Consider the following 23,130-nt stretch of genomic DNA (forward strand, 5'->3'; position numbering starts at 1 on the left):
CTATCTCGCATATCTCTTGGCACCGACGACGCAAAGTACGACGGCGGCGGCGACGGCGATCATGGCGGGACTGACCTGCTCATGCAGCAGCGCTGCCGCCAGCCCGAGGCCGAAGAAGGGCTGCAGCAGTTGCAACTGCCCGACGGCGGCGATGCCGCCTTGCGCCAGGCCGCGATACCAGAACACGAAACCGATCAGCATGCTGAACAGCGAAACATAGGCCAAGCCGATCCAGGCGCCCCTGCCGGCACTTTCGAGCGACGGCGGCAAAGTGATGAACGTCAGCGCCAGCATGAGGGGCAGCGACAGCACCAGCGCCCACGAAATCACCTGCCAACCGCCGAGTTTGCGCGACAGCGCCGCTCCTTCGGCATAGCCCAATCCACACACGATGATGGCGGCCAGCATCAAGATGTCGCCGAGCGGCGAGACCGACAGGCCTTGGGTGACTGCGAAACCGGCAACAAGGGCGCTGCCGAGGCACGAGAACAGCCAGAACGCCGGCTTCGGGCGATCACCGCCTCGAACCACACCGAAGATCGCGGTCGCCAACGGCAACAGGCCGACGAAAATGATGGAGTGAGCCGACGTGATGTGCTTGAGCGCCAGCGCCGTCAGCAGGGGAAAGCCGACCACGACGCCAAGCGCCACGATCGCCAGCGGGAACAGATCTCGCCGCTCCGGACGCTTCTGACGAAAAATGAGCAGCAGCGCCAGGCCGAGGATGCCCGCCGAAGCCGCACGGGCGACCGTTACGAACACCGGATCGAAATCCATCACCGCCACGCGCGTCGCCGGAAGCGAACCGCTGAAGATCAGCACGCCTATGAACCCGTTAACCCAGCCACTCGCCGCCCAACTACTCGCCGCCCAACGACTCGCCGCCTTGTTCATTGATGCCCCGCTGATTTCGCCCTCTATCGGGCCGGGCGTATGGCTCCGCCAGAGACAATCAGGTACAGTTTGACAAAACCGTTATGGTAGGGCGAGCAGTACGGATGGATGAGCAGACGACAACAGATGAGCGCAGCCGAACGCTTGTCGAAAGCGTCATGGCGACGATCAGGCACAGGATCGCCGCGCGCAGCCTCACACCGGGAACGCGGCTGCCTTCGATCCGGGCGTTCGCCAAGGCCATGCAGGTTTCCAAATCCACCGTGGTCGAAGCCTATGAGCGTCTGGCGGCGGAAGGCATGATCCGCTCGCGGCCAGGCTCGGGTTTCTATGCCGCCGGACCGCTGGCTCCGCTGTCACTGGCCGAGATCGGCCCCAGGCTTGACCGTGCTGTCGACCCGCTCTGGGTCTCGCGCCAATCGCTGGAAGCCGGCGACGGCGTCCTGAAACCGGGTTGCGGCTGGTTGCCGGCGTCATGGATGCCCGAGGCCGGATTGCGTCGCGCGCTGCGGACGATGGCCCGCGCCGACGACGCAGCGCTGACCGATTACGGCACGCCGCTCGGCTTGCCGGCGCTACGCCATCTGCTGGCGCGGCGCATGGCCGAGCACGGTATCGAAGCCTCCCCGGACCAGATCATGCTGGCGGAATCGGGCACTCAGGCGATCGACCTGCTGTGCCGGTTCCTGCTCGAACCGGGTGACACGGTGTTGGTCGACGATCCCTGCTACTTCAACTTCCATGCCCTGTTGCGCGCCCATCGGGCCAAGGTGATCAGCGTCCCCTACACGCGCTCGGGTCCGGACATCGAGCTGTTCGCGCAGGCACTGAACGAGCATCGGCCGCGCCTCTACATCACCAATTCGGCGCTCCACAATCCGACCGGCGCCATATTGTCCCCGGTCGTTGCCCATCGGGTGCTGAAGCTCGCCGACCAGTCAGGGCTGACCATCATCGAGGACGATATCTTCGCCGATTTCGAACACACGCCCGCGCCCCGGCTGGCTGCCTTCGACGGCCTCAGCCGGGTCATCCACATCGGAAGCTTTTCCAAGACGCTGTCGGCATCGGTGCGCTGCGGCTTCATCGCCGCTCCTCGCGACTGGATGGAAGGATTGACCGATCTCAAGATCGCCACGTCGTTCGGCAGCGGTCGGCTTGCATCCGAACTGGTACTGACGCTGCTGAAGGATGGCCTCTATCGCAAGCACGTGGACCTGCTGCGCGCGCGGCTTTCGCGCGCAATGGAGGAAACCAGCACCCGCCTGAGGGCGATCGGCATCGTGCCATGGATAGATCAGCCGGCCGGCATGTTTCTGTGGTGCAGGCTGCCGGAGGGGATAGATGCCGCGGATGTCGCCCGCCATGCCCTGTCGGCCAACGTCGTGCTCGCGCCCGGCAATGCGTTCAGCCTGTCCCGGTCGGCCAGCCGTTACATGCGCTTCAACGTCGCCCAATCGGGAGACGACCGGGTTTTCAGGGCGCTTGAACAGGCGATGTCGCGTTGATTGCGCTGCCGCAAAACTGAGGCTGAACTCTCAGGCCCCTGCCCGCTTGCGGCGTGCATAAAGCATGACGAGCGTCTCGGCGGTCAGCGCCGGCCTCTGCTCGCCTTCGATCTCGACCGTATTGGCGGCCTTCATCAGATATTGCCCCGGACCTTTGTCTTCCATCGACAACAGCGTGGTGCGCAGCCTGATTCGCGAGCCGACCCTGACCGGCGCCACGAAGCGCACTTTGTCGAAACCGTAGTTGAACGCGGCCTGCGTGTTTTCGGGTACGATCCCCATCTCGAGCGCCAGCGCGCCGATGATGGACAGAGTCAGATAGCCATGCGCGATCGTGGTGCGGAACGGGCTTTGCCGCTTCGCCCGCTCGGGATCGACATGGATCCATTGATGATCGCCCGTGCATTCGGCAAACTGGTCGATGCGGTGCTGATCGACCAGCGTCCAGTCCGAAACGCCCAACTCCTGCCCGGCCATCGCCCTGAGTTGCTCGAAGGTCGGCGGCGTCCTCGGCCGTATCTGCGTCATTCCTGCTTTCCCGATCGCTTGCCTGTTCCGGACCACGACGGGCCGCCCCTGTCAATTCGCCAGTGCGATTCCAGCCCATAATCTTCGGCCGCGAACCGCCGGTCTTCGCCGCCGGCAAGCGTGCTGCCGGGGAACAGCTTACCTCTTGTCGTGGCCGGCGCGGATCTCCTCCATCGCCTCCTTGATGCGGCTGCGCAGGATTTCGATCGATTCGGTGCCGGACGCCCTCGCCAGTTCGGTCATCTCGCCGGCATTCTTCAGCGCGGTCTCGAAGGATTTCCTGGCGAACGCCGCCTGCTTCTGCATCATTTCCTGCGGATTGCCGGGCGCTCTGTAGCTTTGTGCCATGTCGGTGATTTCGCGCAGTGTGTCCTGCAGCATCTCGCGTTGCCTTGACAACAGCGCCGACGCTCCGGCGGCACTCGCCCGTGCCGACTTCTCCAGCGCTTCCAAGTTCCTGGCGTGGTGGGCGAGGATCGCCTCGACATCGACATTCGGCAGCTTCAGGTCGCGGCCGAACTTGCCGAATATGTCGATGAAGGACTCGGACTCCGGTCGTTTTGCCATGCTGGTTCTCTCCCCCTGTTGCCGCCAACGCCGCCACTGCACGGAAGATAGTGCAGCGAAGCTCAGCGGTCCATTCGGACGAGTCAGCCGACAAGAAACAGCCGTTCGGCAGTGTAGAGCACGAGGCCGGCAAGGCCACCGATGATCATGCCGTTGAAGCGGATATATTGCAGGTCCTTGCCGATGTTCATTTCGATAAGCCTTGTCAGTTGCGCGAGGTCCCAGCGCTTGACCTGGTCGGCGATGAACTTCGACACGCCGCTCTTCTGGCTTTCGACGAAGGAGGCCAGCGCCACGATGAAGCCCTGGTTCATGTCGGCCCTGATCTGCGCGTCGTCGGCAAGATGGCGGCCGACCTCGACGAACATGGTGGCGAGATGGTCGCGGATCATCGAATTGGGCGCCTTGGCGTCCTGTTCGATGAACAGCCGCAGGCTGTCCCACATATCGCCGGCCAGCGCACTGAGCTCCGGCCGGGCAAGGAAATCGCGCTTCAGCTTTTCGGCGCGCCTGGCATATTGTTTGGATGTCCTCAACCGCTCGACGAAGGTTTCGACGAAAAGGTCGAATTCGGCTCGCATCGGGTGGTGCGGATCGGCGCGCACCTCATCGAGCAGCGAGCCGGCCGACGCAACGATCTTCTTCAACAGATAGGCGTCGGCGCGAAACAGGTTGAACAGCGACGGCAGTTCCTCGCGGATCTTCTCGCGCATCGTCGCCAGCGCCTGCTCGTCGCTCAGGAAGCGGCCGACCACCTTGGTGAACTCGTCGAATAATTTCTGGTGGCGACGATCATCAGTCAGCGCCGACAGCAGCTCGGCGGCGAGCGGCGCCAGCGGCACCTTTTCGATCTGCTCCAGCATACGGCTGGTGACGAAGCCGCGCAGTCCGGATTGCTCGACCGCCGCCAGCGTCTGCGGCACCAGCCGGCCGACGAAGCGCGATAAATCGGCGGCGCGGTTCGGGTCGGCCAGCCAGTCCGCGACCAGCGCGGAAAAGTCGACCTCGGCGAGCTTTTCGCGCACCGGTTCCGGCGCCAGGAAATTCACCTCGATGAAGCGGCCGAGATTGTCGGCGATGCGATTCTGGTTTTCCGGGATGATGGCCGTATGCGGGATCGGCAGGCCAAGCGGCCGCCGAAACAGCGCCACCACCGCATACCAGTCGGCCAGCCCGCCGATCGTCGCCGCCTCGGCGAAAGCGGCGACGAAGCCCAGCCATGCATGCCGGCTCTCGAGCGATTTCGCCACCGCGAAGATCAGCACGCAAAACGCGAGTGCTGCGGCGGCGACGAACTTGGTGCGCCTGAGCGCCGAAAGCTTGGCGTCGGCATCGGCGTCGAACCGGACGGACGCGACGGATGCAAATGCCGGGGCTGGTCGTGACATGATGGGCCGCTCCTGATCGTGTATGCGAACTTATCTAGTGCCGCCTGCCCTAGAAAGCGCGCCGCTGGTTCCGGTGCGCGCAATCGTGCACGCAAACTTGACGCCGGAATTCATCTATTATGCAGCGCCAGTCTGGAATTGTTCCAAACTATAGGCCATATTGACGCCAACCACTGTTATGTGAGGACACAATGCGGCTTACCCGTCAGACCAACTACGCCATGCGCATTCTGATGTATTGCGCCGCCAACACAGAGCGGTTGAGCCGCATCCCCGAGATCGCCGCCGCCTATTCGGTATCGGAACTTTTCCTGTTCAAGATCCTGCAGCCGCTGGTCGAAAACGGCCTGATCGAAACGGTGCGCGGCAGGAATGGCGGCGTCAGGCTCGGCCGCGCGGCCGAATCAATCAGCCTGTTCGATGTCGTGCGGGTAACGGAGGAAAGCTTTGCCATGGCCGAGTGCTTCGAGAACGACGCCGCCGAATGTCCGCTGGTTGACAGCTGCGCGCTGAATTCGGCATTGCGCGAAGCGCTCAACGCCTTCTTCGCCGTGCTGTCGCGCTACACGATCGCCGATCTGGTGGCGGCGCGCCCGAATGTGCGGCACCTGCTCGGCATCGACATGCTGGTGCAAAGGGCGCCGGCCGCCTGATTTTTGGTCGCATCTCAATTGGTGAGGTCTGTTGAGATTCAGGTCAGGCCGAGCCGGAGTCGAAGACGGGCGCGAAGCGACCAAAATGGTGGGTTCCGAGAACCGGAACCGAGCGTACGTTTGGGTACGTGAGTACCGGCCTGCGCCGGCCATAGCCTTAACTGCCGCACCTCTCATGAATGCTTCGGCCGGCGAAGGCCGGAAGCGCAGGAAACCGCCATTTGCAGGCCCGACTGCGGCAATACGAACGGCATGTTTGCCGCCGGCAACACGCCGACCTTCAGCCGGCAATCGAAGACCTTTTCGATCAGCTCGTCGCTGAGCACCTGTTGCGGCGAACCTGTAGCGGCGAGCCTGCCGCGATGCATGACGAAAATCCGGTCGGCATACATCGCCGTCAAATTGAGGTCGTGCAGGATGGCGACCACGCCGCCGCCGCGTCTGGCGAAATCGCGGGCGATGTCCATGATGATCAGCTGGTGTTTGATGTCGAGGCTGGACACCGGCTCGTCGAGGAACAAATAGCGCGGCTTGCCGTCGAGCACCGGCGCCCAGACCTGGCAGAGTACGCGAGCAAGCTGCACGCGCTGCTGTTCGCCGCCGGACAGCTCCTGGTAGAAGCGGCCGGCGAAACCGTCGAGGTCGACGCGAGCCAGCGCCCGTTCGGGCAGGCGCCGGTCCTCGCCGGGCAACGCGCCGGAGCGCCCGCCGACCAGGCCTAGCCTGACGATCTCACGCACGGTGAACGGAAACGACAGCGTCGTCGCCTGCGGCAGCACCGCACGGACCGTCGCCGCATCGACCGGCTTCATCGCCGATAGATTGCGGCCGTTGACGGTGACCTCTCCCGAATAGCCAAGATCGCCGGACAGTGCTCTGAGGAAGGTCGTCTTGCCCGAACCGTTGGGGCCGACGATGGCCGCGATTTCGCCGGGCCGCGCCTCGAAATCGACATTGGCGACAATGCGCTTGCCGCCAATCGCCACCGAGACATCGCGCGCTTCGATCATAGGCAAAGTCTCACAAGTCGATGACGCCGCGCTTGCGCAGCAGGATCCACAGGAAGAACGGCGCACCGGCGACCGCGGTGACGATGCCGATCGGCAATTCGGCCGGGGCAACGATGGTGCGGGCGACGGCGTCGGCCAACAGCAGCAGCGCGGCACCAAGCAGTGCCGATGCCGGCAGCAAATAGCGGTTGTCGGGGCCGATCAGCAGGCGCAGCAAATGCGGCACGACGATGCCGACGAAGCCGATGCCGCCGCTGACGGCGACCGACGCGCCGACCGCTGCCGAGACGCCGACAATCGCGGAGTATTTCAGCCGCTGCACCGGAATGCCGAGATGGCCGGCCGTGGCCTCGCCGAGCGCCAGCGCGTTGAGGCCGCGCGCCAGGAACGGCATTGCCGCCAGCGCCAGCACGATGACCGGCCCGACCGAGCCGATCTTCTGCCAGGTTGCGCCGCCCAGCGAGCCGAGCTGCCAGAAGGTCAGGTCGCGCAATTGCCGGTCGTCGGCCATGAAGATCAGGATGCCGGTCAGCGCCATGGCAAGCGCGGCCAGCGCGATGCCGGCGAGCAGCATGGTGGCGACGGAGGTCTGGCCTTGCCGTGTCGCGACCCAATGTCGTAGCCAGCCCGCCGCAGAACGCAGCCAGCGGCAAAGCCATCGTGCCGAGCGCCGAAGTCAGCGGCGCCAGCATGGTCGAGCCAAGCACGATGACGGCGACCGCACCGAGGCTCGATCCGGCCGAAACGCCGATCAGGCCGGGGTCGGCCAGCGGATTGCGGAACAACCCCTGCATGACGGCACCGGAGACTGCAAGCGATGCGCCGATCAGCACGCCCAGAACAACCCGCGGCAGACGGATGTCATGGATGATCAGGCGGTCGCGGGCGCTCAATGCCGCGTCGCCGGGCAACGCGCCGAACAGCCAGTCGTGCATGACGCCGATGGCCGAGGCATCGGATGCGCCGGAGGTCAGCGACAACATCGCGGCGATAGTCAACCCGACGCAGAGCAGCACGATGACAAGGCGGGCGCGCCGCGAACGATCACCCTCGGCTGCCGTCGCCATGATGCCCGCCGCACCGGCGATCGAATGATCCGCCATCGCGCTCAATCCGTGACCTGGCCGCCATAGAGCGAGACGGCGAGGTCGTGGATGGCGTCGGCCGTGCGCGGGCCGAAGCCGAGCAGATAGCCGCCGTCCATGCGGATCAGCTTGCGGGCGGCACCCGCCGGCGTCGAAGCCACGGCAGGGTTCGAAAACAATTCGTCATCCGCGGTGGCCGGCCCGGCGTTGTTCATCATCAGGATCACGTCGGGCCTGGCGGTGATGACTGCCTCGTCCGACAATTGCTTGTAGCCGGCAAAGCCGTCGATGGCGTTGATGCCGCCCGAAAGCTTGATGATGCCGTCGGCGGCGGTGTCGCTGCCGGCAGCAAGCAGCTTGCCGCCCTGCATCGACAGCACGAACAGGATGCGCCTGCGCTCCTTGATCGAGGCGGTCTGCTTTTCGGCTGCCTTCAGCTTGGCGTCTATCTGGGCCGCCAGCGCATCGGCCTTGGCCTCGGTGCCAAGCGCCTTGCCGACGATGTGGATCTTTTCGAGAATGCCTTGATTATCATAATGCTCGGTCACCTCGATGAACGGGATGCTTGATTTCTTCAAGACGTCGACGGCTTCCTTCGGTCCGCTGCCGCGCAGGGCCAATATGCCCGACGGCTTGACCGACAGCACACCCTCCGGCGACAGCTGGCGCATGTAGCCGATATCCGGCAGTTCCACCGCCGCTTGCGGATAGCGGCTGGTCGAATCGCGTGCGACAAGACGATCCTGTTCACCGAGCGCGTAGACGATCTCGGTGATCGAGCCACCAATAGCCACGATCCTCGAGCGATCGGCGAAAGTCGCGATGCCCTCAGCGGCTTGAGCCGTTATCAGCGCGGCGAAGGCCAGGAAAACGGCGGCCGCAGGACCAAGCGCCGACCTGGAGACCGATGCCAGCCTGGAGACAAGAACCATCGTCGTTTTCCTCAGGCTGCGGTCGGGCTTGGGATACGCGGCAGGTTTTCGGCCAGAAAGCGCCAGTCGTCGCGCTCGCTTTCGCCTTCATGCCGCTTACCGAAGAACTGGATGATCATCTTGCCGTCGGCGCCATAGACTTCGAGCGACGTGACATGGCCGTCCCCGGTCGGCTTGCGCACGGCCCAGACCTCATCGATGTGGTCGGTCCGCAGGTGCAGATGGAAGGTCTCGTCGAGCACGTTGAGCCATGGTCCCATCGGCTTGATCGAGGCGACGGGGCCGGAATGGATCTGGATGCAGCCGCGATTGCCGACAAAGCACATGATCGGCATGGCGCCGGCAGCGGCGTGGTTGAACATGGCGTTCACTGCATCCTTGTCGACCAGCCAGGCGTAGTCCTGGCCGACCATGCGCACCGCCTGTCGGCGGCTGATCTTCAGTGTCTTCAGCATGCCGAAGAACTGGTGCACGTCGGTCAGCCGGCTCCAGCGGTCGCGCAGATCGTCGATGCTCGCCGAATTGTCCGCAGTCTCGGTCTCGTCAGCCGTGCCCGCTGAAATCGCCACCGTCGGCTCCTGGTTCGGCGATTCCAGCCCGGCCACCAGTTTCTGATAGGCGTAGAGGTTGGAGGCTGGCCTGAGATGCACCTTGTGTACCGCCTCGCCTGCGGTGTCGAAGAACTGCAGGCTGCGGCGGATGTCGGCGCCATCGCGCTTTTCCACGGCAAAGCCGTGCGCCCAAACTTTTGGGAAAATACGCAGGTCGATATTTTCGCCGAGCACCATGGCATTGTGATTACCGGTGACGACCTTGTCGTAGACGCCGATCTTCTCGTGCACCGCGCTTTCGTTGCGGGTCAGCGCCATCACCTCACCGACAGCTTCGAGGCCAGTCAAAAGGTCGTTGACACGCGGCTCGACGCGCACGACGCAGTCGCCGCAATGCGCGGCGACCAGTTCGGCCTCCGAAATACCGAGCTGGGCGGCGAGGTCGCGCTCGCGCATTTTCGGATTGTCTGCCCGTGCCCGCCGGATCTCGTGCGGGGCGGGTTTTACGCGCTGGTCCATTTCTACCACCTACTTGTTGAGGATGAGCTTGCCCTGCCGGGTGATCTTCAGCCGGTACAGCGCACCATGATGCTCGATGCCGATCTCGTGCTCGCCCTGGAACAGCGTGTTGCTGGACAGCGTTCTCACGGCCGATTGGACCCGATCGAAACGGACGGAATTTTCGTCGGAACGGCGGACGCGATAGCGAAAGTCGCTGGGATTGTGCGTGTTCATTGGTTCGATCCCTTTCCTGTGCCGGGCATCTGGCGCGGCGCCTGCGTGAAATGCCGATTCAATTCTTGACTCGAATGATCATGTTATCTAGCAGTGCAATACCGGAGTAAATGAGTCAACATTTAAGACGCCGGACACGATGAAAAATGCCAGCGAGCCCCAAGCCAGCCAGCATCGAACATGGATTCTTGGAGCTGCAGCATGGGGTTGGCGAATTGGGGACGGCTGGCGGGCAGCGGCCTGACACATTGTTCTATGACAAGCAAAATGGCCGCGTTGCTGGCCGGCGCGGCGGCGATCCCGCTGCTTGCCACACCGGCCGACGCCCAGCAGGCCGCCCAACCGGCAGCCGACCAGCAGCAGACTGACCCGTCTCAACAGCCCGAAAAGGTAAAGCCGGCCCCGGCGGGTACCACACTGCTCGACAAGATCCTGATCCTCAGCCGTACCGGCGAGACGGCGATCGAGTCGCTTGCTTCAGCCAGCCATGTCGACGAGGAACAGCTCGAGCGCCGCATGGCGACGACGCCCAACGAAATGCTGTTCGGTGTGCCGGGTGTCGCCGTCCAGGCCGACACAAGGCGTGTCAGTTCCAGCATCAACATCCGCGGCCTGCAGGACTTCGGCCGCGTCTCCGTCATCGTCGACGGCGCCCGCCAGAATTTCCAGCGCTCGGATCATGGCACGCAATCGACCTTCTACATCGATCCCGAATTGATCAAATCCGTCGATGTGATCCGCGGTCCGGTCGCCAACACCTATGGCTCCGGGGCGATCGGCGGCGTCGTATTTTTCGACACCAAGGATGCGCAGGATTTCCTCAAGCCCGACGAGACCTGGGCGGCATCCGCGACCGGGCGCTACGAAACCAACGGCGAAGGCTGGACCACCAGCGCCACCGGCGCCTATCGGATCAACGAGAACTGGGACGTGCTCGGCAATATCGTCTACCGCGACTATGACGACTACAAGCATGGCGGCGGCGACACTGTGGCGGGCACTGGCTTCGACGTCTTGAGCGGCCTCCTCAAGACGACCATCCGCCCCAGCGAAAACAGCGAGCTGAAGCTGGGCTGGATCGGCTCGAACGACGGATGGACCGAGACCAGCGGCAGCGCGCCGGTGAACGACGCCGACCTGAAGGCGAATACGTTCACGGCCCGCTACAACATCACCGACGAAGACAAGAGCTGGCTCGACCTCCACATTAACGCATCCTACAACAAGACCAAGCTCGATCTGACGACCCTTGTGGCGCAAAACCGGTTTGATCCGGTCACCGGTCTGCCCGTGGTTTTGCCGGCGGGTTCGAAATCGACGTTCGACATCGGCACCTCCGGCATAGACATTTGGAACACGTCGAGATTCGAGACCGTCGGCATTGCGCATGAGCTGACCTATGGCGGCGACTGGGTTGGCGACGATGTCGAGACAGGCGGCACGGCTGGCGGCGACAGCTTCTATACGCCCTCGGGCAACAGGAACGTCTCCGGCGCTTACGTTCAGGACAAGCTCACCTGGGACCGGCTCGAGATCATCGCCGGGCTGCGCTACGACAGCTACAAGCTTGACAGCGATGTCGGCGAAACCTCTGGCGACCGGCTGTCGCCACGCATCACAGTGGGCATTTCGCCCTTCGAGAGCGCCAGCCTTTCCGGGCTGCAATTCTACGGCACCTACGCTGAAGGCTATCGTTCTCCGTCGCTGTCGGAGACCCTGATCAGCGGCAACCATCCAGCCGGCGTCAGCTTCCCGTTCCTCCCCAATCCCAATCTCAAGCCCGAAACCGGCAAGACCGTGGAGTTTGGCGTCAATTACAGCACCAACGGCGTCATTGAGGCTGATGACGCGCTGCGGCTGAAGGCGGCCTATTTCAACAACAACGTCGACGATTACATAGACGGCGTGACGCTCTCGCCGTTCGACCCGACCAGCGGCTGCCCGTTCGGCCCGGGCATCCCGATCTGCTTCCAGTATCAGAACTTCGCCAAGGCCAAGATCCACGGTTTCGAGATGGAGGGCGTCTATGATGCCGCCTGGGGCTTTGCCGGGCTTTCGGCGTCGTTCACCGACGGCCATACGATTTCCTATGAAGGCGAACGGGCGGACCTTGTCACCATCCCTTCCTCCCAGGTCACCGGGCAACTCGGCTTTCGCTTCCTCGAGGACAGGCTGACCGTCGGCGGCGAGGTGCAATACAACGGCAAGCCGCAGGGCAACCCGGTGGCCAGGGACTACACGCTGGTCAATGCCTTCGCCAGCTACCAGGCGACCGACAATTTCAAGGTCGATTTCCGCGCCGACAATCTGTTCGACGTCAAATACGCCAACCCGCTGAACGCATCGACGACGAGCGTCGTCTACGAGCCCGGCGTCACCCTGAAGCTGGCGGCAACGATGAGGTTTGGAGGCTGACGATGATGCAAGGCGTGACAGCACCCCTTCGTCTGTTCGCCGCGGCGCTGGCAATGTCGCTTGCGGCGGCTCCAGCGTGGACACAACAGCAAGCACCGGCGCTGATCCTCGAGCTCAATGGCGCGCAGCCTTCCGACAAGGGCTGCCGCCTGACCTTCGTGGTCACCAACAATCTCGGCGCCGGTCTTTCCCGGGCGGCGTTCGAGATCGCGCTGTTCAACGAGGCCGGCGTCGTCGACCGGCTGACCGTGCTCGACTTCAAGGAGCTGCCGGCAGGCAAGACCAAGGTGACGCGTTTCGATCTTGCCGGCACCGATTGCGGCAAGGTCAGCCGCGTGTTGATCAACAGCGCCACGGAATGCGCCGGCGCCGAGCCGAATGCCTGCATGCGCGGGCTGAAGACGCAGACCAGGACTGGCATCGCCTTCGGGGTCTGAATTTTGGGACCGGAACCCGCATTCGCGCGAAACGCCGTGGCGTGGCCACTAGCCGGTTTCCTGCCGCCGGAGCCGGACGATCCGGACTTCGCCATCCCGCGCGAGGCGCTGCGTGTTTCGCTGCGCGACAGGCCGGAAGACAGTTACATCGCCGATGCCGACGGCGACTTGCCGACGGTGCCTGCGGAGCCATTGCGGCAGGCACGACAGACGCGGCGGCGCCGCAACTGGACGGTGGCGATCGCCTGCTCTTGCGCATTCCACGTAGCCGTGGCGCTGGCCTTTCTCACGCTGCCGGACGATCGGCCAAGCATCGAAGGTGCCGACCAGCAAAGCGAAATGCTGCTCGGCGCCGACCCGCAGCAGGCGGCCGGCGATGTCGGAGACGATCCGGAAGTGGCCAACGTGACGATGGTGACCATGCTGGACGCCAAGCCGGTCGAAACGGTCGAGGCGCAGGCGACCGCGGCAGAGGAGACGCTCCAGCCGGTCACCGATGCGGCGGAGACATCGGACAAAGAAGTGGTTGAGCCGGTCAACGAGGCCGCCACGGAAATCGCTGTGCCTGCCGATCGCACCGAGCCCGCACCTGCCCAACCCGTCCAGCCGGCGCGCCAGGACCCATCGCCCGACGTTCTTGCGACCGACAGGCTGGTGCCTGCCGACGACAATGCCGTGCCGCCGCCAGTCAGCGCCGCAGAAACGGCCGAGCCTGCCAAGACAAGCGCACCGGCACCAACCGACCCGGCGCCGGCGGAAACGGTTCAGACGACCGAGACAGTCGGCGCGGCGGAAGAACCGAAGCCGGACAGGCCGGAGCCCAAGCGGCCGAAGAAGGCAACCGCAAAGGACAAGCCGGTCAAAAAAGCCGAACCGGCTGAAACCGAAAAGCCGCCCCTGCGCAAGAAGGCGGGCAAGGCTGCGGCCAAAGCCGACACCAAGAAGAAAAAAGCCGGCTCCGGCGGCCGTGACGAAACGGATGTCGCGCGCGGCATGGCCGACGGCAGGAAGGACGGCAAGATCCTGACCGCCAGCAGAGGCGGCAAATCAGGCATCGGCAATGCAGCCGTCACGAACTATCCCGGCAAGATCAGATCAAAACTGGTGCGGGCCTTCAATTCGACACGCACACGCGCCACCGGCACAGCAACCGTTGCCTTTACCGTCGGCTCGAACGGCAGCGTCCGGTCGGCTAGGCTGACGGGCAGTTCGGGTGTTGCCGCGCTGGACAAAGCCGCACTCGACGCAGTCCGCCGGGCTTCTCCGTTTCCTCCCATTCCGGAAGGAGCCGGTCGCTCGGCCTGGCAGTTCGAAGTTCCGCTCGCTATCAGGTAACGATCGTCCTCATGTGGATACCAAAGTCGGCGCCGCCCCTGCCCCGCGATACGCGAACCCTGGCGAAACCTACGCAGCGGCCAGCAGGCTGGCATTGCCGCCCGCCGCCGTGGTGTCGACGCAGACGGCGCGCTCGTGGGCGTAGGCGGCCGGATAATAGACTTCGCTGACCAGCGGCACGATCGGGCCGGCGCGCTCGGCGATGACCTTGCGCACGATGCGCGCGGCCTCGGGCGTGCCGGAAAAGGCAACGACATCGACGCGCAGCGAGCGCGCTTCGACCGGGTCCGGCCGGCCGTCGATCGCCGCCAGCGGCAGGCCCTTGCCGGTCAGCGCCGATAGCGCCGCCGGCGCGCCGGGGGCGACGGCGAGCACGGCATTGCCGGCGGCCAGCGCCTGGATCGTCTGCGCAAGCAGCGTATCCGCGTCGGGACCGAGGCACAGCACGCGCCCGCGCGGCGACAGCGACAGCGTGTTGGCCTCGCCGGTCGGCCCGGGCAGGTCGACCTGGCCGAAATCGATGGCGGCGGCGGTGCCGATGGCGGCGGCACCCTTGCCGCGCAGATGTTTCCTCAGGATGGCGACACGATCCGGACGCGTCGACCAGCCGCCAAGCGCCGGGTCCGGCAGATTGTCGGCGAGCTCGGTCGCAGTCACCTTGCGGCCTTCGGCAAGATGGGTGCCGGCCTCCGGTCCCTTGCGGAAGCGTCGAAGATAATGTGGGCCGCCGGCCTTCGGCCCGGTGCCGGAAAGGCTCTCGCCGCCGAACGGCTGCGCGCCGACGACGGCGCCGATCTGGTTGCGGTTGACGTAGATGTTGCCGGCATGGATGCCATCGACGAAATGCTGGGCGCGGCCTTCGATGCGGGTGTGCAGGCCGAAGGTCAGGCCATAGCCCTTGCGGTTGATCGCCGCGATCACCGCATCAATCTCGTCGGCATCGAAGGTGGCGACATGCAGCACCGGCCCGAACACCTCGCGCTCCAACTCCTCGATGCCCTTGACCCGAAAGACGTGCGGCGCAACGAAGCGGCCGTCCTTCGGCGCTTCGAGCTTGGCGATCAGCCGGCCCTGCAGGCCCATTTTGGTGCAATAGTCACGGATCGACGCTTGCGCCTCGTCATCGATGACCGGACCGACATCGGTCGATATCCGCCACGGGTCGCCGAGGCTGAGCGCTTCCATCGCGCCTTTCAGCATCTCAAGCATCTTCTTCTCGACGTCCTTCTGCACGTAGAGAATGCGCAATGCCGAGCAGCGCTGGCCGGCACTCTGGAAGGCGGAGGCCAGGATGTCGCGCACCGCCTGTTCGGGCAGCGCAGTGGAATCGACAATCATGGCGTTCAGGCCGCCGGTCTCGGCGATCAGCATGGCGTCGGGCGCGGCGGTGTCGGCGAGCTGCTTTTCGATCAGCTTGGCGACCTCGGTCGAGCCGGTGAAGCAGACGCCGGCAATGCGCGGGTCAGCGGTCAGCGGGCCGCCGACCGAGGGGCCGTCGCCGGGCAGAAGCTGGATGACATCCTCCGGCACGCCGGCCTCGCGCAGCAACTGGACAGCGCGGAAGGCGATCAGCGGCGTCTGTTCGGCCGGCTTGGCGATCACCGAATTACCGGTGACGAGTGCCGCCGCGATCTGCCCGGTGAAGATGGCGAGCGGAAAATTCCACGGCGAGATGCAGGCGATGGCGCCGCGCGCCTCGGTGCCCGCCTCGGCATTGGCGGCCTCAGCCGCATAGTAGCGCAGGAAATCGACCGCCTCGCGCACTTCGGCGACGCCGTCGGCGAGCGATTTGCCGGCCTCGCGGGCGGAGAGTGCAAAGAACTCGACGGCGTTTGCTTCGTAGAGATCGGCCGCCCGGTTGAGGATGGCAGCGCGCTCGGCGACCGGCCGTCTTGCCCATGCCGGTTGTGCCTCGACGGCGATGCGCACGGCGGTCTCGACCTGCTTGGCGCCGGCCTCGCTGACCGTGCCGACCACTTCCGAAGGTTTCGCAGGATTGACCACCGGACGCTGCTTGCCGTAGCCGGCAGCGCGGCTGACCGGCTTGGCGTGCCAGCGCTCCGGCCCGGCGAACTCGGCCCTCGCCTTGTCGATCGCAGCCAGCGTCAGCGTGTCGGTGATATCGAAACCCTTGGAGTTGCGCCGGCCGGGACCGAAGATCGCCGACGGCGGCACGATCGCTGGATTGGCGGCGGGACCTTGTTTCTCCACCGTTTCGAGCGGGTCGCGGGCAATGTCCTCGGGCTCGACTTCCTCGTCGGTGAGCTGGTGGACAAAGGAGGAATTGGCGCCGTTTTCGAGCAGCCGGCGGACCAGATAGGCGAGCAGGTCGGAATGAGCACCGACCGGCGCATAGATGCGGCAGCGCGTGCCTTCGGCCCGCCGCACCGTCTCATGCAGCGCCTCGCCCATGCCATGCAGCCGCTGGAACTCGAACGTATCGCGCTCCGTCGTCATCGACAGAATCGCGGCGACGGTGTGGGCGTTGTGGGTGGCGAATTGCGGATAGATGCGGTCGGTCATCGCCAACAGCTTCTTGGCGCAGGCCAGGTAGGAGACGTCGGTGTTGGCCTTGCGGGTAAAAACCGGATAGCCGTCGAGCCCGAGCGTCTGCGCCCGCTTGATCTCGGTGTCCCAATAGGCACCCTTGACCAGCCGCACCATGATGCTGCGGTCGTATTTCCTCGCCAGCTCGTAGAGCCAGTCGATGACGAAGGCCGCGCGCGGGCCATAGGCCTGCACGACGACGCCAAAACCGTTCCAGCCGGCAAGCTCCGGTTCGGCCAGCACCCGCTCGATGACGTCGAGCGACAAATCGAGGCGGTCGGCTTCCTCGGCGTCGATGTTGAGGCCCATGCGCGAATGGCGCGCCGCCAGCGCCAGCGACAACAGCCGCTCGGCCATGACGGGCAGCATCTTTTCCTTCTGCGTCACTTCATAACGCGGATGCAGCGCAGACAGTTTTACCGAGATGCCGTGGTTCTGGCGGATGTCGGGGCCGTTGGCGCCGGCATCGAGCGAAGAGATGGCATCGGCATATGCCTTGAGGTAGCGCAGCGCGTCGGCCTCGGTGCGGGCCGCCTCGCCCAGCATGTCGAAAGAATAGAGATAGCCCTTCTGCGTCATCGGTCGGCCGCGCCTGACCGCCTCGGCAATGGTGCGGCCGAGCACGAACTGCTCGCCCATTTCGCGCATGGCGGCGGCGACGGCCTTGCGGATGACCGGCTCGCCAAGCCGGCGCACCATGGCGCGCAGCGTGCCTTCGATGCCGCCCTCGCCCTCGTCGAGCACGCGGCCGGTCAGCATCAGCGCCCAGGTCGACGCATTGATGAAGATCGAGCTCGAGCCGCCCGCATGCGCCGACCAGTCGTGCGGCGCGATCTTGTCGGCGATAAGGTCGTCCATCGTCTCGGTGTCTGGCACCCGCAGCAGCGCCTCGGCCAGGCACATCAGCGCCACGCCCTCCTTGGTCGACAGGCCATAGGCGGACAGGAACACCTCCATCAGCCGCGGATCGGACGAGCCGCGCACCGCCCGCACCAGATCGGCGGCACGCGCCGAAATCGCCTTGCGGTCTTGCGCGGACAGCCCGGCCGCCTCGGCCAGCCGCTTCACCGCCTGGTCTTCGTCGGGCAAATAATTGGCACGGATCTGCTGGCGGATGGTATCGAGCGCTGGCATGGCGGTCCTGTAGAGCGAGCATAAGGGAGCGGGCCGACGGTCGCCGGACCGAACGGCGCAAGCTAACATAAGTAGGGATTGCAGTCGGTCCAAAGAAGTCGACAGAACAGATCGATCGATCTATCATTAGGACTGATCACCTCCAATTCGACCAGGAATTCAGTGACGGAAGACCAATTGGACCGCATCGACAGGAACATCCTGTCGGCTCTGGGCAGCAATGGCCGGCTTTCCATGTCGGAACTGGCGGCGAAAGTCGGCCTGTCGAAGACGCCGGTGCAGGCACGAGTCAAACGGCTGGAGAAGGACGGCTTCATCAGGGGCTACCAGGCGATCATCGACCGTGAGCGCATGGGCGAAGGCCATGTCGCCTTCGTCCAGGTGAAACTGTCCGACACCCGCTCGGCCGCGCTCGACGCCTTCAACCGCGCCGTGCAGGCGGTGCCGGAGATCGAGCAGTGCCACATGATGGCATCGAGCTTCGACTATCTGCTGAAGGTCCGCACCACCGACATCGCCGCCTACCGCCGCGTACTCGGCGAGCGTATCTCCGCCCTGCCGCACGTTGCCCAGACCTCGACGTTTGTCGCGATGGAGACGGTGAAGGATCGGTAGGAGAGCGCTGTTGTTGTCCCGCCCTCACTCCGCCAGTGTCTTCAAAAACGCCACCAGCGCCGCGCGTTCGCGGTCCGAAAGCTGCAGCGGGTGGATCTCGGATGTGCCCTCGACGCTTGCCGGTGCCTTCGAATAATGCGCCACCACCTCGTCGAGGGAGGAAAACTGCCCGGCGTGCATGTAGGGCGGCCGGGTGGCGGCACCCCGCAGCGACGGCGTCTTGTAGGCGCGGACGAGTTCCGGCCCGGTCTTGACCATGAAGCGCAACTCGCGGCAGGCGCTGGCATCGCCGTCGCGAAAGGCGCCGAAACAGTTGAACGGATCGGCCTCGACCTGCGCCACCGCGTCGACGCGGCCGCGATCCGGCGGCAGGCCCGCGACCGGCGGCACGCCGGTGTTGTGGAAGCTGCCGTCGGTAAAACGCGGGCCATTGTGGCAGGTCACGCAATTGGCCTTGCCGATGAACAGCTTCAGGCCGAGGATTTCCTCCGGCGAAAAGGCGGCGTCGCCTTTCGGCTCGGCGCCCGCAGCCAGGTCGATGGCGAAGCGGTCGAAGCGTGTCTGCGGCGGCGCGATCGAGCGCTCGAAGGCGGCGATCGCCTTGCCGATGTTGGCAAAGACGCGGTTGACCTCCTCGGCTTGACTGGCGGGCATGGCGTTCCAGGCCGCCTTCTCGGCATCGGTGCCGAGCGGGCCGGCATTGGCCGGCACGCCCGAAAGGTCCGGCAGCGGCCCGAAGATGCGCTCGTAGCGCTCGCCGAAGCGGGCCTTGATGTAATGCGCGAAGGCGGCGCGGTTGCCGGCCTGCTCCAGCGGATTTTCGAGCGGTGTCAGCGCTTGCGCCCACAGGCTGTCGCGCCGCCCGTCCCAGAAGAACCAGGGATCATGCGCGACGCCGGCCAACGGCATGGTACGACGGTTGGTGCGGCCGACGGCGACCGCTTGCGGCAAGTCGTCCTGGAATTGGCGGTCGATCTTGTGGCAGGTCGAGCACGATACCGTGCCGTCGCCGCTCATCCCGGTGTCGAAGAACAGCGTCGAGCCGAGTGCCGCGGCGGCCGGCACATCGGCGAAGCGATTGGTGGTGTCGGGCTTCAGCGGCGGCAGCTTGGATAGTGCCAGCGAGGCGATGGTCTGCTTTTCGGCATCGGAAAACTCCGGTCTGCCGCAGCCGGCAAGCAGGGCCACCACCACCAACGCGAGAAGACTGGGAAACCGGCTCATCAGTGGCTCACAGCACCACATTGAAGACGACAGTGTCCGAACCGGCCGCAGCGGAAATGGCAAAATGCAATTGCCACCACCCGCTCATCGTGAATTTCACGCCGTCGATGCGATAGCGCCCCGCGCCGAGGTAATCGGTCGCCTGGGGGCTGGTCGGCAGACCGTGCTTGTGCTGCGGCATGCCGCCGGAAATCGTTATCGCAGCACCTTCCACCGGCGCACCTTCGACGGTTTTCAGCGTCAGCAGCCAGGATTCCAGTTCGCCCTGCCGGATGACGCCTTTCTCGGGCTCGAAAGTCGCCACGAACAGCTTGTTCGCCGTCGTCTTGGAACGGCCGACGTCCGAACTTGGTTGGGGTGCATGCGGCGCCGTCAGATAGACGATTGCCAGCACGCCGGCGAGCAAGGCAGCCAGGCCGAGGCCTCCAAGAAGATAACGCCATAACGATGCCAAACCCATTCCTGTTCTGCGGATAACGTTTCGCTGGGCAGATCGCGTCCCACGCCCCTGTGGGAAGTCGCGCCCAGTGCAAGAATCCGCCGTCGCCAAGCATGGCGCTGCCGGCTGCAAAAAGCTACAGCACCGCAATTGCAGGATGGAGGAGTGCTTCATGGCAGGAAACGGCATCGCCTCGATCGGCGAGTGCATGCTAGAGCTTTCGGGCCAGGCCGGGCCGAACTGGCGCATGGGCTTTGCCGGCGACACGTTCAACACGTTATGGGCGCTGCATGCCTTGAGCGGCGAGCGGCCGGCGACCTATGTGTCGGCCTTCGGCGACGACCCGTTCTCGCGCGACCAGATCAAGTTCCTGGCCGAGAGCGGCATCGGCATCGGCGCCAGCCCGGTGATAGCGGGCGCCCGCCCCGGCCTCTATGCGATCACGCTGATCGGCGCCGAACGTTCTTTCACCTATTGGCGGGCCGATGCGGCCGCAAGGCAGTTGGCTTCGGACCCAGCCGCTTTGCAGAAAAGCCTTGAAAACCAGGCGCTTGTCTATTTTTCCGGTATAACTTTGGCAATTCTCGACGAGGCTCCACGCAAGGTACTGCTGACGGCCGTGGCCACGGCGCGCGCCGCCGGCTCGCTGATTGCCTTCGATCCCAATTACCGGCCGCGGCTGTGGCGCCGGCGCGAGGACGCGCAGGCCGCGATCCTCGAGGCACTCGCCGTCGCCGACATCGCGCTCCCGACCTTTCCCGACGAGCAGATGCTGTTTGGTGATACGACACCGCAGAAAACAGCCGAACGGCTGCGAAAGCTGGCCGGCGAAGTCGTCATCAAGAACGGTGAGGAACCGGCGCTGATCGCGCAAAACGGAACCTTGCAATCGGTTCCGGCGGTGCACGTCGCCACCCCGGTCGACACCACCGGCGCCGGCGACTCCTTCAACGGCGCCTACCTCGCCGCTCGCCTTGCCAGCCATGCCCCGGCAGAGGCGGTGCTGCGCGCCCATCGCGTCGCCGCCGCCGTCGTGCAGGTGCGCGGCGCCCTGGCGCCGTTCGAGACGCTCAAGGCTGCGTTCGAGGCAACTGCTATCTGACCTTGATGACGACCTTGCCCTTGGCGCGTCCTGTTTCGACATAGGCCAGGGCGTCATTGGTCGCCTCGAATGGAAAGACCCGATCCACAACCGGGCGGATCGCGCCGGCTTCGATGAGAGCGGTGATTTTGCTCAGCTGATCGCCCTGCGCCCACATGAAAAGGAACGAAAACTGCACGCCGCGGCGCTTGGCTTTGGCCCGAATTCCGCGACTCAGGAAGCTGAGCACCAGCCTCAGCATTAAGTTCAGTCCCTTTTCCCTGGCAAATTCGGCATCCAGTGGACCGGAGATGGAGATGAGCTTGCCACCCGGTTTCAGCACCCTCAGGGATTTTTCCAGTGTCTTGGCGTCCTGGCTGTTCAAGACGACATCGTAGCCCGACAGAACTTTCTCCAAGTCGTCTTTCCTGTAGTCGACGACGACATCGGCGCCGAGACTTTTGACCAGATCGGCACTCGCCGCGCTCGCGGTTGTCGCAACGGTCGCGCCGAGGTGCTTGGCCAACTGAATAGCAAATGTCCCGACGCCGCCGGAACCAGCCTGAATGAAGACCTTCTGTCCCTTCTTCAGGTTTGCCCGTTCGATGAGCGTCTGCCAGGCGGTGAGACCGACCAGGGGAATCGACGCCGCCTCTTCCATACTGAGATTCTCGGGCTTCAAGGCTACGTCGGCCTCATTCACGGCAATGAATTCGGCGAATGTCCCAATCCGGCCATCGCGCGGCCGCGCATAGATCTCGTCGCCGACCTTGAACTTGCTGACTTTCGATCCCACGCGGATAACCTTCCCAGCCACGTCGTGGCCCAGGATGAAGGGCCGGCGGTAGGGCAAGATGAGCTTGAATTCTCCGGTTTTGACCTTGGAATCGAGCAGGTTCACCCCTGCGGCATGGACCTCGACCAAGACATCGCTGTCCTGGAGCTCCGGCTCCGGCATTTCGGCCAGCCGCAGAATGCCCTTCTTGTTATACTTATCGACAACGAATGCCTTCACGGCAGTTACTTTCTAAGAATGCCTGTTGCTGTTCGGGACGAAACAAGCCGAACGTTTTCAGCTGCATAGCCGCCTTGCGGCAAGGCCTCAGCCTCGAGGAAGGACAGGACCTTCGGGACAAAAGCGGCGTGGTTCTGAAATATCCCGCCATGCCCGGCATCCGGATAGATGACCAGATGCGCCCCCGGGATACGCCCGGCGAGATCGTAGGTATTGCTGCTCGGCACCATCCTGTCCTGGTCGCCATTCGCAACCAAAGTGGGAATGCGGATGGTGCTCAGGTCTTGTGGCGCCTGGAGTCCGTAGGCCTTGATCGCCTTGAGTTGCGCGCCGAACGCGCTCAGCGATATCGCCTTGTCCCGGTTATTCCGGCGCTCTTTCAGCCGTTGCAGAAATGCGTTTGCGGCGCGGCGCCCATTCGGCGTTCTTGTGAAGAAGAGATAGTACTTCGGATCCCGAAAAGTCAGCGCGCCCTTGATCATGTCCACGATCGTCAGCGGCGTCACCTTGTCGATGCCTTGCCCACCGGCCGGCCCCGTGCCAGCCAGGATGAGTTTGCGCACAAGCTTGGGCTCGGTCAGCACAATCTCTTGCGCCACGAAGCCGCCGAGTGAAAAGCCGAAGAGATCGACTTCTTCGAACCCCAGCGCCCGGACAAAGGCGACCGCATCCCGCGCCATGCCGGAAATGGTCGACGGAGTTTTGCCACCCGAAGCACCGATTCCGCGATTGTCGAAGGCAATTACCCGCCGGGTCGCAGCGAGGCCATCGACGATGCGCGGATCAAAATTGTCCAGCTGAGCAGCCAGATGGTTGAGCAGGATCACCGGCACGCCCGCCCTGGGCCCGAGTTCCCTGTAAGCAAAGGCTGTGCCGCCGACGTCGATCGAGAGCGTTGGCACGTCCTGGAACAACGCCGGTGAACGCGGCAACCGATTGGATCTATGTGTCATGCTTGGCGTCTCCGTTTCGTAGGGCCTGGCCAAATGTGTTGTGGTTGCTAGTCGCATGTGCGTGAAATCCTCTGGCTCGCCGTT

At 64.3% G+C, this 23,130-nt stretch carries 20 protein-coding genes and 1 pseudogene; 7 read left to right on the plus strand and 14 right to left on the minus strand.

What is annotated here, in order from left to right; genetic code table 11:
- Complete coding sequence (locus tag NKH99_RS16525; RefSeq protein ID WP_353014729.1) at positions 1–894, minus strand: DMT family transporter; 894 nt, start codon at positions 892–894, stop codon at positions 1–3.
- Positions 895–998: 104 nt separating this feature from the next.
- Between NKH99_RS16525 and NKH99_RS16530 the strand changes: the two genes are divergently transcribed.
- Entirely contained in the window at positions 999–2,402 is a 1,404-nt protein-coding gene (locus NKH99_RS16530; protein ID WP_352500895.1) for an aminotransferase-like domain-containing protein, read from the plus strand.
- A gap of 30 nt (positions 2,403–2,432) precedes the next feature.
- Here the strand turns inward: NKH99_RS16530 and NKH99_RS16535 are convergent, their stop codons facing one another.
- From NKH99_RS16535 to NKH99_RS16545, 3 genes are all read right to left on the minus strand, one after another.
- On the minus strand, positions 2,433–2,930 hold the full coding sequence (locus NKH99_RS16535; protein WP_023676428.1) for a MaoC family dehydratase: 498 nt from the start codon (positions 2,928–2,930) through the stop codon (positions 2,433–2,435).
- 138 nt (positions 2,931–3,068) lie between these two features.
- Complete coding sequence (locus tag NKH99_RS16540; RefSeq protein ID WP_352500896.1) at positions 3,069–3,497, minus strand: phasin family protein; 429 nt, start codon at positions 3,495–3,497, stop codon at positions 3,069–3,071.
- An 83-nt stretch (positions 3,498–3,580) separates the two neighbouring features.
- Positions 3,581–4,885 carry a DUF445 domain-containing protein gene (locus NKH99_RS16545; RefSeq protein ID WP_352500897.1) on the minus strand — a complete coding sequence of 435 codons (1,305 nt, stop codon included), beginning with the start codon at positions 4,883–4,885 and terminating at the stop codon, positions 3,581–3,583.
- Between the two features lie 191 nt (positions 4,886–5,076).
- On the opposite strand from NKH99_RS16545, the gene rirA reads away from it, so the two are divergent.
- Positions 5,077–5,538, plus strand: coding sequence for an iron-responsive transcriptional regulator RirA (gene rirA, locus NKH99_RS16550; protein ID WP_023676431.1), 462 nt, complete (start codon positions 5,077–5,079; stop codon positions 5,536–5,538).
- Positions 5,539–5,711: 173 nt separating this feature from the next.
- Here rirA and NKH99_RS16555 read toward each other — a convergent pair whose 3' ends face one another.
- The 5 genes and pseudogenes from NKH99_RS16555 to hemP form a co-directional block, all read right to left on the minus strand.
- Positions 5,712–6,548, minus strand: a complete 837-nt coding sequence (locus tag NKH99_RS16555; protein ID WP_353014730.1) for a heme ABC transporter ATP-binding protein — start codon at positions 6,546–6,548, stop codon at positions 5,712–5,714.
- Between the two features lie 10 nt (positions 6,549–6,558).
- A pseudogene (locus tag NKH99_RS16560) lies at positions 6,559–7,651 on the minus strand (FecCD family ABC transporter permease).
- Positions 7,652–7,656: 5 nt separating this feature from the next.
- Entirely contained in the window at positions 7,657–8,565 is a 909-nt protein-coding gene (locus NKH99_RS16565; protein WP_353014731.1) for a heme/hemin ABC transporter substrate-binding protein, read from the minus strand.
- An 11-nt stretch (positions 8,566–8,576) separates the two neighbouring features.
- Positions 8,577–9,635 (minus strand): hemin-degrading factor, encoded by a 1,059-nt coding sequence (locus NKH99_RS16570; protein WP_353014732.1) that lies wholly within the window; start codon positions 9,633–9,635, stop codon positions 8,577–8,579.
- A gap of 9 nt (positions 9,636–9,644) precedes the next feature.
- Positions 9,645–9,851 (minus strand): hemin uptake protein HemP, encoded by a 207-nt coding sequence (gene hemP, locus NKH99_RS16575; protein WP_352451949.1) that lies wholly within the window; start codon positions 9,849–9,851, stop codon positions 9,645–9,647.
- 201 nt (positions 9,852–10,052) lie between these two features.
- Here hemP and NKH99_RS16580 point away from each other — a divergent pair, with 201 nt between their 5' ends.
- Genes NKH99_RS16580 through NKH99_RS16590 form a run of 3 tightly spaced genes read left to right on the plus strand, consistent with a single transcriptional unit; the run spans position 10,053 to position 14,038 of the window.
- Positions 10,053–12,266 (plus strand): TonB-dependent hemoglobin/transferrin/lactoferrin family receptor, encoded by a 2,214-nt coding sequence (locus tag NKH99_RS16580; protein WP_502900066.1) that lies wholly within the window; start codon positions 10,053–10,055, stop codon positions 12,264–12,266.
- 5 nt (positions 12,267–12,271) lie between these two features.
- Positions 12,272–12,703: a hypothetical protein gene (locus tag NKH99_RS16585; protein WP_353014772.1), complete on the plus strand. Its 432-nt coding sequence runs from the start codon at positions 12,272–12,274 to the stop codon at positions 12,701–12,703.
- Between the two features lie 36 nt (positions 12,704–12,739).
- Positions 12,740–14,038 (plus strand): TonB family protein, encoded by a 1,299-nt coding sequence (locus NKH99_RS16590; RefSeq protein ID WP_353014734.1) that lies wholly within the window; start codon positions 12,740–12,742, stop codon positions 14,036–14,038.
- Positions 14,039–14,107: 69 nt separating this feature from the next.
- Here the strand turns inward: NKH99_RS16590 and putA are convergent, their stop codons facing one another.
- A complete protein-coding gene (putA, locus tag NKH99_RS16595; RefSeq protein WP_353014735.1) occupies positions 14,108–17,719 on the minus strand; it encodes a bifunctional proline dehydrogenase/L-glutamate gamma-semialdehyde dehydrogenase PutA in 3,612 nt (1,203 codons plus the stop codon).
- Positions 17,720–17,881: 162 nt separating this feature from the next.
- On the opposite strand from putA, the gene NKH99_RS16600 reads away from it, so the two are divergent.
- Complete coding sequence (locus tag NKH99_RS16600) at positions 17,882–18,334, plus strand: Lrp/AsnC family transcriptional regulator (protein ID WP_023676441.1); 453 nt, start codon at positions 17,882–17,884, stop codon at positions 18,332–18,334.
- Between the two features lie 24 nt (positions 18,335–18,358).
- Here NKH99_RS16600 and NKH99_RS16605 read toward each other — a convergent pair whose 3' ends face one another.
- Both NKH99_RS16605 and NKH99_RS16610 read right to left on the minus strand, forming a co-directional pair.
- Positions 18,359–19,558, minus strand: a complete 1,200-nt coding sequence (locus NKH99_RS16605) for a cytochrome-c peroxidase (protein WP_352816925.1) — start codon at positions 19,556–19,558, stop codon at positions 18,359–18,361.
- Between the two features lie 7 nt (positions 19,559–19,565).
- Positions 19,566–20,012, minus strand: coding sequence for a FixH family protein (locus NKH99_RS16610; protein WP_352470464.1), 447 nt, complete (start codon positions 20,010–20,012; stop codon positions 19,566–19,568).
- A 157-nt stretch (positions 20,013–20,169) separates the two neighbouring features.
- Here NKH99_RS16610 and NKH99_RS16615 point away from each other — a divergent pair, with 157 nt between their 5' ends.
- Entirely contained in the window at positions 20,170–21,099 is a 930-nt protein-coding gene (locus tag NKH99_RS16615; protein ID WP_353014736.1) for a sugar kinase, read from the plus strand.
- Here NKH99_RS16615 and NKH99_RS16620 read toward each other — a convergent pair.
- Positions 21,092–22,093 carry an NADP-dependent oxidoreductase gene (locus tag NKH99_RS16620; protein WP_353014738.1) on the minus strand — a complete coding sequence of 334 codons (1,002 nt, stop codon included), beginning with the start codon at positions 22,091–22,093 and terminating at the stop codon, positions 21,092–21,094. The two genes, NKH99_RS16615 and NKH99_RS16620, sit on opposite strands and share 8 nt — an antisense overlap.
- Positions 22,094–22,098: 5 nt before the next feature.
- On the minus strand, positions 22,099–23,046 hold the full coding sequence (locus tag NKH99_RS16625; protein WP_353014739.1) for an alpha/beta fold hydrolase: 948 nt from the start codon (positions 23,044–23,046) through the stop codon (positions 22,099–22,101).
- Positions 23,047–23,130: the final 84 nt, after the last annotated feature.

It is taken from the genome of Mesorhizobium sp. M0854, from assembly GCF_040319815.1.
Lineage (GTDB): Bacteria > Pseudomonadota > Alphaproteobacteria > Rhizobiales > Rhizobiaceae > Mesorhizobium.

Bases quoted from the DNA above. Each gene is read 5' to 3' on its own strand.
- NKH99_RS16535 (WP_023676428.1), bottom strand. From the start codon at position 2,930: ATGACGCAGATACGGCCGAGGACGCCGCCGACCTTCGAGCAACTCAGG.
- NKH99_RS16585 (WP_353014772.1), top strand. From the start codon at position 12,272: ATGCAAGGCGTGACAGCACCCCTTCGTCTGTTCGCCGCGGCGCTGGCA.
- NKH99_RS16540 (WP_352500896.1), bottom strand. From the start codon at position 3,497: ATGGCAAAACGACCGGAGTCCGAGTCCTTCATCGACATATTCGGCAAG.
- NKH99_RS16545 (WP_352500897.1), bottom strand. From the start codon at position 4,885: ATGTCACGACCAGCCCCGGCATTTGCATCCGTCGCGTCCGTCCGGTTC.
- NKH99_RS16530 (WP_352500895.1), top strand. From the start codon at position 999: ATGGATGAGCAGACGACAACAGATGAGCGCAGCCGAACGCTTGTCGAA.
- NKH99_RS16625 (WP_353014739.1), bottom strand. From the start codon at position 23,046: ATGACACATAGATCCAATCGGTTGCCGCGTTCACCGGCGTTGTTCCAG.
- NKH99_RS16565 (WP_353014731.1), bottom strand. From the start codon at position 8,565: ATGGTTCTTGTCTCCAGGCTGGCATCGGTCTCCAGGTCGGCGCTTGGT.
- NKH99_RS16580 (WP_502900066.1), top strand. From the start codon at position 10,053: ATGGGGTTGGCGAATTGGGGACGGCTGGCGGGCAGCGGCCTGACACAT.
- hemP (WP_352451949.1), bottom strand. From the start codon at position 9,851: ATGAACACGCACAATCCCAGCGACTTTCGCTATCGCGTCCGCCGTTCC.
- NKH99_RS16555 (WP_353014730.1), bottom strand. From the start codon at position 6,548: ATGATCGAAGCGCGCGATGTCTCGGTGGCGATTGGCGGCAAGCGCATT.
- NKH99_RS16570 (WP_353014732.1), bottom strand. From the start codon at position 9,635: ATGGACCAGCGCGTAAAACCCGCCCCGCACGAGATCCGGCGGGCACGG.
- rirA (WP_023676431.1), top strand. From the start codon at position 5,077: ATGCGGCTTACCCGTCAGACCAACTACGCCATGCGCATTCTGATGTAT.
- putA (WP_353014735.1), bottom strand. From the start codon at position 17,719: ATGCCAGCGCTCGATACCATCCGCCAGCAGATCCGTGCCAATTATTTG.
- NKH99_RS16615 (WP_353014736.1), top strand. From the start codon at position 20,170: ATGGCAGGAAACGGCATCGCCTCGATCGGCGAGTGCATGCTAGAGCTT.
- NKH99_RS16525 (WP_353014729.1), bottom strand. From the start codon at position 894: ATGAACAAGGCGGCGAGTCGTTGGGCGGCGAGTAGTTGGGCGGCGAGT.
- NKH99_RS16605 (WP_352816925.1), bottom strand. From the start codon at position 19,558: ATGAGCCGGTTTCCCAGTCTTCTCGCGTTGGTGGTGGTGGCCCTGCTT.